The sequence below is a fragment of the Leptolyngbya sp. FACHB-541 genome, from assembly GCF_014695875.1.
In the GTDB taxonomy this organism is placed as follows: domain Bacteria; phylum Cyanobacteriota; class Cyanobacteriia; order Elainellales; family Elainellaceae; genus JAAUTN01.
In genome coordinates, this window is sequence record NZ_JACJPC010000060.1 from 144,019 (window position 1) to 159,401 (window position 15,383).

General features: G+C 48.7%; 13 protein-coding genes. 5 read left to right on the plus strand and 8 right to left on the minus strand.

The window, feature by feature from the left end:
• Positions 1 to 43: 43 nt before the first annotated feature.
• A complete protein-coding gene (locus H6G00_RS13175) occupies positions 44 to 775 on the minus strand; it encodes an SDR family oxidoreductase (RefSeq protein WP_190797072.1) in 732 nt (243 codons plus the stop codon).
• A 116-nt stretch (positions 776 to 891) separates the two neighbouring features.
• On the opposite strand from H6G00_RS13175, the gene H6G00_RS13180 reads away from it, so the two are divergent.
• Complete coding sequence (locus H6G00_RS13180) at positions 892 to 1,224, plus strand: winged helix-turn-helix transcriptional regulator (RefSeq protein WP_190685768.1); 333 nt, start codon at positions 892 to 894, stop codon at positions 1,222 to 1,224.
• Here the strand turns inward: H6G00_RS13180 and H6G00_RS13185 are convergent.
• Positions 1,217 to 1,882 carry a hypothetical protein gene (locus H6G00_RS13185; protein WP_190797073.1) on the minus strand — a complete coding sequence of 222 codons (666 nt, stop codon included), beginning with the start codon at positions 1,880 to 1,882 and terminating at the stop codon, positions 1,217 to 1,219. The two genes, H6G00_RS13180 and H6G00_RS13185, sit on opposite strands and share 8 nt — an antisense overlap.
• Before the next feature lie 184 nt (positions 1,883 to 2,066).
• On the opposite strand from H6G00_RS13185, the gene H6G00_RS13190 reads away from it, so the two are divergent.
• Together H6G00_RS13190 and H6G00_RS13195 are read left to right on the plus strand one after the other, a co-directional pair.
• Positions 2,067 to 2,387, plus strand: coding sequence for a thioredoxin family protein (locus tag H6G00_RS13190; protein WP_190645299.1), 321 nt, complete (start codon positions 2,067 to 2,069; stop codon positions 2,385 to 2,387).
• 547 nt (positions 2,388 to 2,934) lie between these two features.
• Positions 2,935 to 3,621 carry a hypothetical protein gene (locus H6G00_RS13195; protein WP_190797074.1) on the plus strand — a complete coding sequence of 229 codons (687 nt, stop codon included), beginning with the start codon at positions 2,935 to 2,937 and terminating at the stop codon, positions 3,619 to 3,621.
• 155 nt (positions 3,622 to 3,776) lie between these two features.
• Here H6G00_RS13195 and H6G00_RS13200 read toward each other — a convergent pair whose 3' ends face one another.
• From H6G00_RS13200 to H6G00_RS13220, 5 genes are all read right to left on the minus strand, one after another.
• A complete protein-coding gene (locus tag H6G00_RS13200) occupies positions 3,777 to 6,827 on the minus strand; it encodes a pentapeptide repeat-containing protein (protein ID WP_199318465.1) in 3,051 nt (1,016 codons plus the stop codon).
• Between the two features lie 807 nt (positions 6,828 to 7,634).
• Positions 7,635 to 8,570, minus strand: coding sequence for a DUF4394 domain-containing protein (locus H6G00_RS13205; protein WP_190797076.1), 936 nt, complete (start codon positions 8,568 to 8,570; stop codon positions 7,635 to 7,637).
• A 239-nt stretch (positions 8,571 to 8,809) separates the two neighbouring features.
• Complete coding sequence (locus H6G00_RS13210; RefSeq protein WP_190797077.1) at positions 8,810 to 10,378, minus strand: MFS transporter; 1,569 nt, start codon at positions 10,376 to 10,378, stop codon at positions 8,810 to 8,812.
• Between the two features lie 473 nt (positions 10,379 to 10,851).
• On the minus strand, positions 10,852 to 11,718 hold the full coding sequence (locus H6G00_RS13215) for a DUF6671 family protein (protein WP_190797078.1): 867 nt from the start codon (positions 11,716 to 11,718) through the stop codon (positions 10,852 to 10,854).
• 189 nt (positions 11,719 to 11,907) lie between these two features.
• Positions 11,908 to 13,440, minus strand: a complete 1,533-nt coding sequence (locus H6G00_RS13220; protein WP_190797079.1) for an MFS transporter — start codon at positions 13,438 to 13,440, stop codon at positions 11,908 to 11,910.
• 249 nt (positions 13,441 to 13,689) lie between these two features.
• Between H6G00_RS13220 and H6G00_RS13225 the strand changes: the two genes are divergently transcribed.
• Entirely contained in the window at positions 13,690 to 13,839 is a 150-nt protein-coding gene (locus tag H6G00_RS13225) for a hypothetical protein (protein WP_190797080.1), read from the plus strand.
• A 16-nt stretch (positions 13,840 to 13,855) separates the two neighbouring features.
• Positions 13,856 to 14,095: a hypothetical protein gene (locus H6G00_RS13230; RefSeq protein WP_190797081.1), complete on the plus strand. Its 240-nt coding sequence runs from the start codon at positions 13,856 to 13,858 to the stop codon at positions 14,093 to 14,095.
• A gap of 10 nt (positions 14,096 to 14,105) precedes the next feature.
• Here H6G00_RS13230 and H6G00_RS13235 read toward each other — a convergent pair whose 3' ends face one another.
• Complete coding sequence (locus H6G00_RS13235) at positions 14,106 to 14,990, minus strand: SGNH/GDSL hydrolase family protein (protein WP_199318466.1); 885 nt, start codon at positions 14,988 to 14,990, stop codon at positions 14,106 to 14,108.
• Positions 14,991 to 15,383 lie beyond the last annotated feature (393 nt).

Genomic DNA, 15,383 nt, shown 5'->3' on the forward strand with positions numbered 1-15,383 from the left:
TCTCTAACTGGAAGGATGGGCATTGCCCACCCTTCCATGAGTTTTAGACAATTCCACCATTGGCGCGAATGTGTTGTCCGGTGATCCAATGGGCATCGTCTGAAGCCAACATTGCTACGGCATCGGCTACGTCTGTGGGTTGACCTAGCCGTCCTAATGGAGTTTGAGCAATTAGCTGATCGACTTGGGCTTGCTCTAAAACAAGACCATCTGTGTTGGTCACACCAGGAGAAACAGTATTCACGGTGATGCCCCTTGCCCCTAGCTCCTTCGCCAATCCTGCACTAAACTGCTCGATTGCCGCTTTAGCTCCGGCATATGCGCCTCCCGTAGGAATTGCCATCACTGTCCCGCTGGTGGAGATGCTGATAATTCGACCGCCATCTGCTAAGTGTTGAGCCGCTTGTTGAAGCGCAAAGTAGACTCCGCGAGTAATGTCGAACATGCTGTCATACTCTTCGACGGTCATTTCGGCTGTGGGCTTAAAGATGTTTTTCCCAGCCGCATTGTTGACTAAGATATCTACTTTGCCAAAGTGTTCGATCGCCTTTTGAAATAGGCTCCTTACATCCTCAAGCTTTCGCACATCCACTTGAATTGCTGTTGCTTTTGCACCACTTGCCTCAATGGTTGAAACCACTTCTTCTGCTTTGTCGCGGTTGCCGCTGTAGGTGACGACGACGTTTGCCCCGTCGTGCCCTAGCCGCTGGGCGATCGCCCGTCCAATTCCCCGTGACGAACCTGTGACAATCACAACCTTTCCTTGCAATGGCATAGAGGATTCCTGTTAGTAACTGATCATCAACCTTCATCAAGGTATACTTCCACTAACTTTTTTGGAAGTACTTACTTTTTTGTAAGTTGCTGCCAGTGTTAGACGAGAGGATGCCAATGCAGGAGAATCAGACCGAAGGAACCCTATTTGTCCAGACAACTTTGAAGGTCTTAGGGGGCAAGTGGAAACTTCTAATTTTGTGGCACTTAAAGGATAATGACAGACGTTACAGTGAACTCAAGCGACTCATTCCTGAAATTACTGAGAAGATGCTAGTTCAACAACTGCGAGAACTAGAGAGCGATGGATTAGTTAACCGTACCGTTTTTTCAGAAGTGCCTCCTAAAGTGGAATACTCCTTCACCGAGTACGGCAGAAGCCTCGAACCTGTTTTGCAAACGCTCTGCAACTGGGGTGAGCGGCATTTGAAACGGTTAGAGCTTATCTAGAGCACGAAGACTGTCTCTCTGCACCAATCAGTTGTATCAAACTATTCTCATGCTGCAAAACTTGATCGTTAGCACCCAAAACCCTGAATTCACAGATCTCGGCTGCTCGAAATGAGGTTAGCGCAAACATACCTCCATTTCCCTCATCGCGCAAAGTTTCTCCAGTGTTGAATGTTGCTTCTACAGCAGCGACTTCAGGGGAGAGAATTCGACCGTAAACACCATAGTAATGTTTGGGTCGAATTCGTTCACGCCTTAGTGAGTGAGGGATAAATTCTTGAAGCTGATCTACAAAACTCACACTGAAATCATCTATTCCACTGAAGTAGTAATCTACTAATGTTCCAGTAGTCGAGAATTCTTCTGTAGAGATGTTAGATGCCTTCCTGTCAATCAATTTCCATCCATCTCTAACTTGCCTAAAAACGCTGTGTCCTGATAAGTGTTCTGAATCGTCACACCGAACTTCGTACACCACAACCACACCCCTTTCCCAGGGGCGAGTTTCAAATACACTTGCTCCCTCTCCGTTAGGACAGGCATACTCAGAACTGACCACTGCTTGAGGATCTCCCTGGAAGTCAGCAGATTCAACACGAGATGAAGCACAGCCTAAAGTTGATAACGCAAAAAGGACGAGCAAGGAAATTGCTGGCAAGCTGCTTCTCCATGTGACAAGCACAGACCGTCTAACAGGTTTAAGGTGCAGCATTTTTTCGTTAGCAACTCAGATACGACCAAATGTAGCACTTTGCTAAATTCGGTTGCGATACTTTTAAATCCTTGCCAATCTTGATCAAGTTGAAATTAACTCAGTTTTTGAAGCTTCGGAGTCAAAGCACATGGATCGAGCGGTAATCAAATTTTCCTCTGAGGACTGCGGCATTTGCCACAAGATGTCCTTTTATGATCAAAAGGTAGCAGAAGAGTTGGGGCTACAGTTTGTCAGCGTGAAGATGCAGGACACGGCAACCTACCGCAAATATCGCAAGATTTTACTCACTCAATATCCTGACAAAGCAGAAATGGGATGGCCTACCTATCTAGTCTGCGATTCACCTGAAGGAGATTTCAGGATTCTGGGTGAAGTCAAAGGCGGACATCCTAAAGGTGAGTTTCGCACAAAGCTTCAAGAAGTTTTGAGTCAGGTTGCTGCTGAGTAAAGAATACAAAACACAGAGGCTTCCGTGGGTTGGGTGAGGCGAATGCGTAACCCAACAGAATTTAGACAAACGTTAGGTTTCACGTTGTTCCACCCAACCTACGCCTACACATAAATGCTCCTGTAGGGGCGTTTCGCGAAATGCCCCTACCCAATCTGTTGTTCCTCTTTAGGGAATTGGTATTACGCGATCGCTAACAGCACCCTACCGCTAGCTACGCTCCGGCAATCTCACAAAATCTTTCAATTGCAATGCGGAATGACAAAGGAGCTATGCGGAACAACAAAGGAGCTATGCGGAACAACAAAGGAGCTATGCGGAACAACAAAGGAGCTATGCGGAACAACAAAGGAGCTGTGCGGAACAACAAAGGAGCTATGCGGAATGACAAAGGAGCTATGCGGAATGACAAAGGAGCTATGCGGAATGACAAAGGAGCTATGCGGAATGACAAAGGAGCTATGCGAAACCACTGGGAGGTGTGCAAATTGGTCTCCTCAAGGGCACCTTATGTAGAACAAATCCACTCTCCTCAGGTGCACCTACCATGCCTTCCAGACGAAGCATCGACATTCTGCTTAATTCTGCCCACGTTGCGATCAACAACTCCCTCACTAATTCTCAGATTCAAGCCTATCTCAAGGAGTTTGGCTATACGCCAGAGCGGATTCAGCAGGGCAAACTGCTCTACGAAGCTGCCCTTGCTGCCCATCAACAACAGCGTGCCGACTATGGCGACCAGAGAACTGCCACTACTGCCTTGAAACAAGTTTGGGATACTGCCAAGAAAAGCTACATGCGCTATTTGAAGGTGGCACGTATTGTGTTTAAGGACAACTCCGGAGTGGCAACCCGTCTAGAACTAGAGGGCGATCGCAAAAAGAGCCTGCCCGGTTGGCTAGCCCAGGCAAACCAGTTTTACACGAACCTGCTCAACGCACCCGAATTGCTGACCCAGTTGCGTGAGTATGGCATTACCGCAGACAAGCTTCAGGCAGGGCAGGCAGAGGTGCAGGCAGTAGACACCGCTAACCTATCTCAGAAAACTGAAAAAGGCGATGCCCAAACCGCTACTCAGACAAAGGAGAAGGCGATCGCTGCTCTGCGATCGTGGATGAGTGACTTTACCCGAATTGCGCGTCTGGCGTTAGAGAGCGATCGGCAGTTGTTGGAAGGATTGGGAATTGTGGTGAAGTCGCGCAACACCAGTTCTGGAGAGAGGCGTTCTGCGTAATGCTTTTGTGAGGGCGATTGGTTGAATGCTAAAGGCAGGACATATCGGATTAGATATGTTTTGCTGGCGCAGAGCGAATGCCTTTCGCCTCTACAGAATGTGCATTGCCCAATAATCGAACTCTCATTCCTCCCTTCCAGAGGTTGGCACAGTTCTCACCCCAAGCCCAACTGCTCCTTCAGTTTCGCTGGCACATTCCTCGCTGTTTCCAAACCTCGCACTCCTTGCCAACGAGTATCTTCATTCCATGTGATACCTTCAAGATCTGCATTGGTTAAGTTAGCGCTGCTGAGATTAGCATCCTCAAGATTAGCGCTGGAGAGTTTAGCACTGGAGAGGTTGACTCTGGAGAGTTTGGCGCTGGAGAGGTTGACTCTAGAGAGGTTAGCATTGGAGAGGTTGGCGCTGGAGAGTTTGGCATCGGAAAGGTTGGCATCGGAAAGGTTAGCTTTGTCGAGGTTGGCGCTGTAGAGGTTGGCGCTAGAGAGATTAACTCTGTCAAGGTAGGCGCTGGCGATATAGGCGCTGGCGATGTAGGCGCTGGAGAGGTTGGCATCGGAGAGTTTAGCACCGGAGAGGTAGGCTCTAGAAAGGTTGGCGCTGGAGAAGTTAGCGCCGGAGAGGTTAGCTCTAGAAAGGTTGGTGCCGGGGAGTTTGGCGCTGGAGAGGTTGGCTCTAGAGAGAAATGAACCAGCAATCTGAGTAAATAATCCGGATTCTAAACAATCCGCATAATGGACAATCTTCAAGAGGCGATGTGTTCTTTCATGTGAAGCTGCTTCCTCTGGAAGTTGCCCACTAGGATAGAAAAAGATTTGCTGCTTCAGTTCCTCACTGGGCTGCTCTGGGGCTTGGGCATAGCGATGCAGTTCCAGCAGCAAAATCAGCACATTTAGCCCAGTAAAGACATCCACTTGCCGTAGTCCCAAAGGCTTTTCTTGCTCAGGTCGCTGGTCTCTAAGCAGACACATCTTTTTTTGAGGCAAGTTCTCTGGCTGAGCGTCGATCAACTCTCCTTCACACCATCGCTCATAAAATTCATTCAGGCGTTGAAACAGGCGAATCCAGCCTTCTGGATCAACTTCTGGACTGTCTGTTAACATAGCCATGAGATATTCCACAATTTCTGGTGTGAGTCCTCCATACCCCAGCAGGTCATAGAGTTCCCAATCCATTTCGTCACGTGAGATATAGAATTCGCGGCGACGATCTCCCGATTTTGACCAGTCCTCCAGGGATTCTTTCAACCGTTCCGCACACAGAAACTCTCCAAAACTCTTGTGAATAAACTCTACCGAGCCTTCGCCGCTCCTACCGGGCTGCATATAAAACGCCGCTAGAGCATTACGGAGCGGATTGTCCTTAATCCGGTTTCTGGCTTCCTCTAGCAGAGCCTTTGCAGTGTTGTTTCCCTTCAACCGCTTCTCAATCGTGGCAAGGGAAGCACACTCACTCCCTGACTGCACAACGCACAGCCCTGCCTCCGCCAAAATGCGGCGCAGATTTTCAGTATCCAGTTCGGTGATCTGACGGTTCAGCCATTCGGGGCGCTGTTCTGTCAACACCCAATCCAGCGTATTCTGATAAACCCGAATCTTTGCTTGAACCCCCTCAACGCCCTCGAAGTCTTCAATCTTCAACTGTCTATCTCGATGCATCGCAGCCAGCAGATAAAGCACTAAGGGTTCTTGCGCTAGTCCTGACTCTTCATCCGTTCCTCGAATCCGCTCTGGGCAGTGTGAATTCTGCAAAAATTGCTGAAAAGCAAGGCTTTTCTCACTGCCTGCTAACTGCGCCCAGTTCACAAACCAGCGGTCTTGAATCTGCTCATTCATGGGCAAGAGTTCTACCCGCTCCAGGTTGTTAGGCAAGTCTCGCTCAACACTGTGTAGTGAAAGAGTTCTTCCCGTGACCACGACGCGGTGCCCCATCTCGCCACTGCGACTACAATCCTGCTGAAACGTACCGACTTGCTTGAGAAACTTTTCCAACCCGCCGCTGGTTCTGCCCTCCATCAGCAACTCATCAAACCCATCCAGCAAAAACAGAAAACGAGTGCTGCGGTCAAATAACCAGCGATCATAACGGGCAAAGCTAGCTTTCACTACATCTTGTAACGTCGCCTCAAAACTGGGCTGAAGCACCGAAACATCACGCAAACGGATCAGGATCGGTGTCCAGCGGGGATGCTCATATTGCCGTACCCATTCAGCAAACATCCGGCAAAAAGCACTCTTCCCCCGACCCGGTCCACCCTGAACAAACAACACCCGATCTTGTCGCTGATCATCGTCGAGCCATGCTTTTGCCCATTCCTCTAGCACAACAGGTTTTTTATTTTTGACAGGCTCTCCATTGCGGTCAATACGTTGAGCATTCAGCGGCACGTAAAGGTCTTTCAGAATGAAGGATTCGTCAAAAACGCGCCAACGGTTTCTTAACTCCGGCTCGGTTGAGTCTGGAGAGATATAGTCTCGCAGATACTCATCAATGCTGGTGAATTTATCCAACGCTTCCTGTCCGCCCATTCGATAAAGGTCTGCCAGCGGCTTCACCTGATCGGCGGCTTCTGCCAATGCCTGATAGAGATAGCGAGGGGTATTCCAGGCAACGCGATCAGTAAACGTTTGCGTTTCAGCATCATTCAGTCCCGTTTCCTGCAACTCCTCCCGCAAGGCTTGACTAAACTCTGCTGAGATGTCCGACTCCTGGAAACAAACCAGTGCCTTTTTTGCCTGAGATTCCGTCAGGGCTTTGGCATCCAAATAGCGGATCTGACGCTCTACAATCTTTTTCAGTGGCGTGTTACCCAAGACATTCTTAACTGCATCAGACGTATTCAACACATCTTCTAGACTTGCTAGAAACGCAATTTGGCTGACCAGCAGGACTGAATCGATTAGAGTCGGGTCTTGCTTGCTGTGTTCAAGATAGAGTTTTGCCAGCGTCACGCCAATGGAGACAAAAGGTAATCCTGCCCCCACCAGTTGCACGATCGGTGAGTCTAATGCGTTTAGAAACGGTTGAATATCTTTGGCAAGGGGCGCAAGTTCCTGAATCTTCGGTGCCTGCTCTTTGAACACCAGACCAAACTCCTGAATTGCCTGAGCAGACTCCGCTCCTGTTGTAGTCAACTCTCCCCAAGGCAACTCTCTAATATCGGTATTGAGAAACTGCCAGAATCCTTTAAGTACGCCCGCTGCCATTGCCATTTCCCCACCAATTCTGCATTGAACTTAGCGCAAAACTGGCTGAAGTCCAAAAATTGCACTCGATATGATATTCGACGGTGCGTTTGCTCGATCGCAACGCACCCTACGAAGGAACTGGAATAATGTTAGTTTGATGGTGCGTTTGCTTGCAGCAACGCACCCTACGGTGGAAAAGTAAGGCATAGTAGGGGCGATCGCACAAACACATGATTAGTAGTTGTCTAACCTGTAATGTCCGAAATCCTGTCGCTGATGTTGGTATCTGAATTTACTACAGTTAGCACTCTGCTTAAATATGGTTTCCTCGCTTGGAACTATCACTTCCGCGATCGCAGTTTTGATTGGAACTATTGTTTCCACAGTCTTAGGTTGGGCGCTGATTTTAATTGGGCCTGCACTCTGTTTTCTCGCAATCCGTTCTCGCTCAACTCCTCGGAAGTTGCTTCTGCTCGGTGCTTGCATTTTGTATGGAGTTTTGCCACTTTTGCTCGGTTTTGTCGGGGCTTCCTTAGCTACAGCTTTGGGCTGCCAAGCAGAAATGGGTCTCGATTATCAATGTCCTACAAATCCCGGACTTGGAGACTTAATCACAACAATGAGCTTTATTGGTGCTTGGGGTCCAATTGTCACGATTCCATCTAGTGCTTTGGGTCTCCTGGGATTTATCAGTTCATCCATAATTTCAGTTGCTCGCAACTCTTTCAGGTAAGTTTTTATTACTTAGCACTCAAGCATGAGAAAAAGGGAAGCACACTGTGCTTCCCTTAAGTTTCACGAGGTTAGAGAAAACTTTTAATGCACTTACGCTTTGCGGAATCTTCTCACCAGGAACAAACCACCCAGACCCAGCAAGGAAGCTGCACCCGTTGCGGATTCGGGAACGGTAGTCGCTGCTAACCCTACTAACTGAACGGGTTCATCGCCAATTGTGCCCACAGTGCTGGCGCTACCGTTAGACAAGTTGATGTTATAAAGCGTGGAGTTAGAAGCCGCATAAGCAACGTTGTTACCCATGCCATCAGCAAGAATGTCAAACCCACCTACCACATCAAAGTCAATTCCTAAAGAACCAATAGTCGTCAACGTGCCAGCGTTAGGAGGACTTTGCAACACCAACACATCCAGAGCAGAGTCAATCCCAAGCAGTTGAGTCATTCGAGTCGGGTCGGGAGACGGTGCAAAAGAATTGGTGTAAGCAGCAGCAGTGATGTTGGGGTTAGCGCCAGCGTTAACATCAGTAGCTGCATAAGCCAGCGTTCCATCGGGCTGGAAGCCTGTTGCGGGGTTCATATCTAGGTCAGCGATCGCCCCTGTATCCACGTTGATGCGAAGGTTTTGATCATTGCTACCGACTAACCGCAGGCGATCGGGCACCGGGTTAAAGTCCAATCCTGACTGATTGCCCCCTTCAAACTCAATTGGAGAAAGCGAACTCACCAAAGTTGCTTCACCCGTTCCAAAGTCAATTGTGTAGATATCATTTGTATCAGTAATGCCATAGAGCAACCCATTTGCTGGACGAATATCAATTCCCAACAAATTGCCGTTAACACCCGTCACCGTTACATTACGGGTTTTGGTGGGAGCATCAGGATTAAACAGAATCAGTGAGTTGCTGTCAGTCAAACCGATGAGTTGAACGGTCGCTGCCAAGGCAGGTTTAACAGCGCCAAATAGACCGACTAATGTTGTCACCGCTGTAGCAGCAAGGATTGTGCTGAGCCTGTTCAGTGTCATGGGAACCTTCCGCATTAAATGATGATCTTGTTTAAAGGCGCGATAAGAACGACGAGCAGAATTCCGTAAGTTCACGGTCTTTTGTGTCGTTGTGCTAGGGATACGGAAGGAGCACGGCTTCAGATGCACTGCTCAGTTAGCTTCATTGAAGCTTTATCAAAGCGACTTTATAGGCTTTAGTTCTTGAAGAAGAAATGAAGAAGATAGGGAAGTGGGAGCGTGAAAACCGTCTTATTCCGTTACCTCCTCAGCCCCCCAATCATCCGTACCGCGATGAATGCGCTGGCTAGTGCCAGTCCAGCGGCAATGAAGACGACCAGGCGAAAGCCGTCAACAAAGGATTCGGCGATCGCCCTTTCCACCTCTTCCCCTAACCCAGCAGGTAAATCAGGCACCTCAATGGCTGCTAGCCTGACCCGTTGTTCATAAATCAATTGCTGAACCTCAGGTGGCAGATTCAGCGCTGCTAACCGTTCACGCAATCCACGACTAAAAGCAGCCAGCACTAACAGACTTAAGACGGCTACTGACAACAGACTGGCTACGCGGGATACAGCATTGTTGATGCCAGAGGCAATTCCAGCCTGTTGAGCCTCAACCGCACCCATTACCGTTGTGGTCAAGGGTGCCACACTGATAGCCATACCAAGCCCTAGAATGGCGATCGCCGGAAAAAAGGTTGTCCAATAGCTGCCGCCAATTCCGGGCAGGGCAAATAGAGCGAATCCCACTGCGGCAACAATTGGCCCAATCGTCAGCGGCAACCGTGCGCCATAACGACTCACTAGCCCACCCGACCAGCGAGACAGCACAAACAACGTCAAAATCAGTGGCAAAAACGCTGCTCCCGTTGCGGTTGCAGAATAGCCCTGCACCTGAATCAGGTTAAATGGGAAGAAAAACAACACTCCGCCTACCGCTGAGTAGAGCAACAACGTGAGTAAGTTTGCCCCGCTAAACGTGCGTGAACGAAACAGCCTCAACGGCATCATAGGATAGCGGCTATGAGCTTCTAGCCAAATGAAGGCAGCCAGAGTCGCGATGCCAATCACTACTGCTGTAATCACCAGTGGATCGCCTAAGCCCAGATTTGAGGCTTCGATCAAGCCATACACCAATGCGCCTAAACCAACGGTTGCCAACAGTGCGCCAGCCCAATCTAGCCGAGCCGCTGATTCGTCTCGGCTTTCGGGTACTCGCCAGAGCGCGATCGCTAACACCATTGCCGCCAACGGTAGATTCAAGAAAAATATCCAGCGCCAAGACACCGATTCCACCAGCCAACCGCCCAGTACTGGCCCTAACGCTGACGTGATTGCCGTAAATCCAGACCAGGTGCCGATCGCCCGTCCTCGTTCTGCGCCGCTAAAGGCAGCGCTGATGATTGCCAAACTTCCTGGAGTCAGCAGTGCTCCACCGATGCCCTGGACGGCACGCGCCAGAATGAGTTGATTTACATCCGGGGAGAATCCGCACCAGAGAGAGGCGATCGCGAAGATGACGACTCCCCAAATGAAGATCCGCCTGCGACCGAGGCGATCGCCCAGCGACCCTCCGACTAGAATTAGCGCTGCTAGAAATAGAGCATAAGCCTCTACAATCCACTGCACCTGGGCTGCTGTTGCGTCCAGCTCAGATTGCAGCACAGGCAGCGCCACATTTACCACGCTGCCGTCAATAAACACCATGCTAGAGCCAAGAATCGTCGCTGCCAAAATCCAGCGGCGCAAATTTGGCTTGCAGGGCTCTACACAAGGTTTTGACCGAATCACTGCTTCATCACAAGGGGGTTTGCCAATATTGGTCATGAGTTCTCAAGCACAAAACAACCTTGGAACAATCAATAACACGATTAACACGATCTCCTCGGGGCTAATCGCATGTGATTCTGGAATGGTTCATGAAGCTTTATATCCAGAAGTGAGTTTTATCTCACTTGCGACAAGATCTCAAATGCAAACTACTCAAATTACGGATTGACCTTGAGGAGCGATCGCCCTATGGTTCAAGTAAAAGTTCAAACACTTTGTTATGGACATTGTTTCTGTGAATGTTGGGAAGCAATCCTAGAGAAGAAAGCGTTGCTGAATGCGGATATGATTCACGGATCTCAATCCCCTGTGTAGGGGCATAGCATTACCATGCCCCTACGAAATTCATACATCAGATCAGCAATCCTGGAGAAGAAGCGACACATCAATTTCTGTAAGGGCGCACTGCGGTGTGCCCCTACCCACATCTGCAACATGCTTCAATTAAATTGGTATAACTTTGTAAACCCTCAAGGATTGCAGAAAAAGCAGTACGTTGGATCGGCAAACTCCTGTCCGTCCGGGAAATACGTTACGTTGCTAAAGTCACACTTGATGCAACGATGAACCACAGCAAGCGTTGAATTAGTTGGCGATCCGCAAAGCCCACAGGATAAGCCTGGTTTGCGTTCAGCGGGAGCAAATCCCGGACAATCACATTGAGGGCAACGTTGGTTAATCTTGTGGACGAGATCCTCAGTCGCCTGAGCAATCACCTTCATTCGCGTAGGGTTATACATTGCCCGCATATCCGTTTCAAGATGCGCCTGACCAAACTTCTTGAGGAACCAGGTCACTGTTTCTATCAGTTGTGCCTCATCGGTGATGCCTTTAACAAGGTCAGAAGACGGGGTTGGTTGTTCCTCAGACATAGCAACTAAACCATGCGTCGGAAAGCCAATTTGCTGGGCAAAGGTGAGAGCTGCCTCAAGACTTTGGATAGACTTGTGACTATAGTTCGTTTCTGTAGAGATAGCTTGTCCCACAATTTCTAGATCATGAGTGCGATCGCTCAACAACACAATTTCGCAATCACATGCCACAAAAGGAATCGCTGGATGAGGTCCAAAACTTCCCTCACTGGCAAATGCAAGCGTTAATCCGGTCAAAGCCATTGCTTTTTCGACCTTGAGTCTAGCTGCATTCTGCTGATCTCCAGCGCGTTTAATATCACGAGTAAAGGTGCCAAACTCATCGGTATTAAATCCTTGAGGAACAACAACTTTTACTCCGAGCTGTTGTTCCACAATGGGAGCAATTGCCTGTTCTTTTCGATGCATCGTTGCCAATACACTTTCTCTGTCACAAAACGGATCTTGGGGAAATGAGCTGTCCATGATTGTAAGCAAAGCAGCAGTAGAAGAAGTTTAACCTGTGGTTTCCCAGGTATGGCAATGGCGATAATCTCTGTAAGGGCGCACTGCGGTGCGCCCCTACCCACATCTACAACATCCTCAAATTAAATTGGTATAAGGTATTTCTTCCAACAACGGTACACATACCCTAGATCCATTTTTTCTGGTCTATCACTTTGTCGAGGCTTCTACTGTGGAGCCTGAAAACCGGGATTGGGCTGGTTGAATGAACCGTTGTAGAGTCTGCCTGAGCGATCGCTGCTGCGGTTCTTGCACCCAAACTAGGGGCAGCAGCGCTACGAGCCGCAAGATGCTGGAGAGCGCAAATAGCCCCATCATGCCGCCCGCATCCGCAAATTGAGCTAACCACCCTCCGACCAATGCTCCCAATGCTCCAGAGACTCCTGCGATCGCAGCCGTAATGGCGAAATATTTAGTATGGTGCTGCATGGGGGCGACCGCCAGTTGAAGGTTGTTAATGCACAGGTCAACCCCTGCACCCGTACCCCCACCCAGCAGGTGCAGCAGCGGAAACCACAGCCACAGCGAAACTGAGTTTGCGCCAGTGCCTAGCCAGAGCAGCGGTGTGACCGCAACTAATATTCCATCTATTAACAGAATAGGGCGATTCCCAATCTGGTCTGCCAACTTGCCCCAGAGGAGCAGCATGAGTAAATTTGCTCCTACTCCCAACGTGTTGTAAAGCGTGACCCAACTTAAATCTAAAGCCAGGTTATCAAGCAAATACAGGTTAAAAAACGGGTTGCAGAGGTTCAATCCAAATGCCCATGCACCAAAGTAGAGTAGGAATAGCAAAAAATTGGAGTTGTTGAGCATACTGCGGTGAGCGGTTTCTGGCAAAGCCTCAGTAACCGTTATGGCAGAGTTTTCCAGTTCATTTTCCTGAACGATGGAACAATCTAGAATATCTGAGTTCTCTGGTTTAGAGATTGAAGCAGGCTCTAAAGTCGCAAAACAATAAGTTTGCGGATTCACATCCGTCATCTGTAACTGAAAGCCCAAACTAATCAGTCCTGTGACAACGCCTAGGATTACCATCACTCCAAACCCCTGAATGCTACCTCCCGTCCAGTGGGAGATTGCAACGCCTAATAATGGCAGGGACACCAAACTGGTGAGACTAAAGATGCTGTTGCGAAAACCAAAATATCGTCCCCGCAGTCGCCGAGGAACCAAGGTCGCTAACCAAGACAGCCAGGAAGCACTGCCCATCGCCCCCAGCACATGAGTCACCAACATCGCAGCCAGGGTGGCAAAAATCATCTGCTGTGGATGGGCAGGATGCCAGCTAAATACAATGATTGCGATCGCCAACGGCAACCAGAGCAAGCGAGAAATGCCATAGACCCATAGACCGTAGATCTGCCGACTGGTAGTGCGATCTGCCCAATACGCTCCTAAGGGTTGCAGCAAATTTGCCATCATTGGGATTGAAGCGAGCATCCCAATCTGCAAGGGAGTTGCTTCTAGCTCTACAAGAAAATTGCTGAGCAACACGCCCCCGGTAATCGTAGAAAAGATGGTAGCAAAAACCCCATCTAGAGTTGAAGCGCGGAGGCTAGACCGAATTTCATCTTTTGAGATTTTGGTTGAAAAGCTTTTGGAAACCGAAGATTCCAACGCCAGGACGGTTGAGGAGATCTCTTGACCTAAAGAGATTGTTTCTTCTAAGGAATCTGTCACCCAGTTCTATCCTTGGAGCCAGCCATTGTATTGGGCATCTATTAGAATACCCACCCTATTTAATTTAAAGACAGGTGAATTCGCTTCTGCATAGGGTTGTAGCGATCGCCTCGACGTTCATGCCATTAGTGGGATGCTCGCCGAGTAGACAGCAATTTAAGATATCAATTCAGATGATCAAATGGCAATGGGGAAGGTCTTTTATCAGCACTGAGAGCTAAGTTATATGACTTACAGCTATATTTCCACTTGGATAAACCAAAAATCCCTGTAGGGGCAGTTCGCGAACTGCCCCTACGCTATGGCTTACCCATCCAAAAATGGCTGTATTTTAGCGATCGCCGCAATACTGTGCCCCTGAACTGTCCGAGGGCGCTCGCGCTCAAACTTGAACTTTAGCAATAGGAGAATTTTAGTGGAGCGGGTTGTCAGCGATCAAAATGGCATTACCTGGACTTGCATTCAGGCATTTACGGGATTATCCGACCAGGCAGAACATAAGGATGCTGCCCAGGTGAAGGGGGAGGAAGATGCTTATTGGGTTGTGTGTACCCCCAGCGGTGGAGCACAGTCAGTTCGGCTGAAACTGTCAGGTGATTGGGAAAGCGCTTACTCAGATGAGGCATTGCTCCATGAGATTGAACAGTCTCAATAAACCCTCAGCATTACAGCTTATTGTGCAATACTCCGGGATTCGATGGCAGATGTTCCGCGATCGCGGCAAAGGCTTGCTCCCCTAAAATTTGGTGCGCCGCTGTTGTTGGATGAATGCCATCCCAAAACAAGAATTGTTGGGGCCAGTCACAGGCTCTAGAATCCGAAATACAAGCATCCGTCACGTTCGTAAATCCAAATTCGGCTGGGTGAGTAATCGCCTCTTGATAAAGCGCATTGGCATCTAAAACCGCAATCTCAAGATCGGGTTGCTGTTGCCCTAACACCTTGAGCGATCGCCGCAATCCCTGGTTGTGTGACTGAGTTAGCACCACAAGACTGGCAGAATTAGCAGTATTTCGCGTGGCAGGCAGTTGACCTAGATTCGGTAAGTTTGCCACTAAAACCCGCTTTGCCCCTGCATTAGATAGAGAGGCGATCGCCTCTATCACATTTTTCACCGGAGTTGTGACATCATTAACCCCTTGCAGATAATCATTTGCACCCGCCCACACGACATACAAAGCAGTAGAGTTGACGGATGAATGAGTTTGGGTAAAAGATTGAACCTGGCTGAGCAATCCGGGCACAAGACCGTTAGAATAGCTGCCACTCGTTGCTCCGCCATAAGCATGATTGTCGATTTGGCTGGTAGAGAGACTGAGACGATCAGCCAGATACTCTACCCAAACGCGACCATTAGAATAACGTCCTTGAAAATAAGGTGGATTAGGTGGATAGGCTCCATTAGTTGCTCGAAACACTGTTCCTGTATCGGAAAGGCTATCACCAAATACAACCAGTTGATCGATTGGCTCAAACCGTTGAGCCGAGAGGGTTAGTGCTGTCATAAATGTCACAAGTGCGAGGGCGATCGCTACAATAATATTTCTCACTGTTCTTCAAGCAGAACCAGAACTCAAACTACTCAATAAAAAGCTCTCTACCTCGGTGAGAAAGAGAGTTTTCTAACTTTAGATTAATCGTTCTACTGCACTAAAAAAGTTGCTGAGGTTGTTGATCCAATGAGTGTAAAGTGCTGTTTTATTAGTATCAATTCAGTCGCTGGAACGGGCTAATTTATCTATCACTTTCACCACTATAGCGATTTCAACTGCGTTTGGGGTAGTAAAAACCGGACGTTGCTGAAGTGCCACCTTGTTCAAAATTCTGATTAGAGTTGTCGGGAAATAAGAGTAAGGAAGCGACTGCTAGTTTTGGAGTGACTCTGGTCTAAGCAACCATCAGGTAAAAGTTCCATAACCCTGCGGCTGTCAGCATCAAGCGGT

Coding starts and splice junctions, on each gene's coding strand:
- H6G00_RS13175 (WP_190797072.1), bottom strand. CDS start 775: ATGCCATTGCAAGGAAAGGTTGTGATTGTCACAGGTTCGTCACGGGGA.
- H6G00_RS13180 (WP_190685768.1), top strand. CDS start 892: ATGCAGGAGAATCAGACCGAAGGAACCCTATTTGTCCAGACAACTTTG.
- H6G00_RS13190 (WP_190645299.1), top strand. CDS start 2,067: ATGGATCGAGCGGTAATCAAATTTTCCTCTGAGGACTGCGGCATTTGC.
- H6G00_RS13195 (WP_190797074.1), top strand. CDS start 2,935: ATGCCTTCCAGACGAAGCATCGACATTCTGCTTAATTCTGCCCACGTT.
- H6G00_RS13200 (WP_199318465.1), bottom strand. CDS start 6,827: ATGGCAGCGGGCGTACTTAAAGGATTCTGGCAGTTTCTCAATACCGAT.
- H6G00_RS13205 (WP_190797076.1), bottom strand. CDS start 8,570: ATGACACTGAACAGGCTCAGCACAATCCTTGCTGCTACAGCGGTGACA.
- H6G00_RS13210 (WP_190797077.1), bottom strand. CDS start 10,378: ATGACCAATATTGGCAAACCCCCTTGTGATGAAGCAGTGATTCGGTCA.
- H6G00_RS13215 (WP_190797078.1), bottom strand. CDS start 11,718: ATGGACAGCTCATTTCCCCAAGATCCGTTTTGTGACAGAGAAAGTGTA.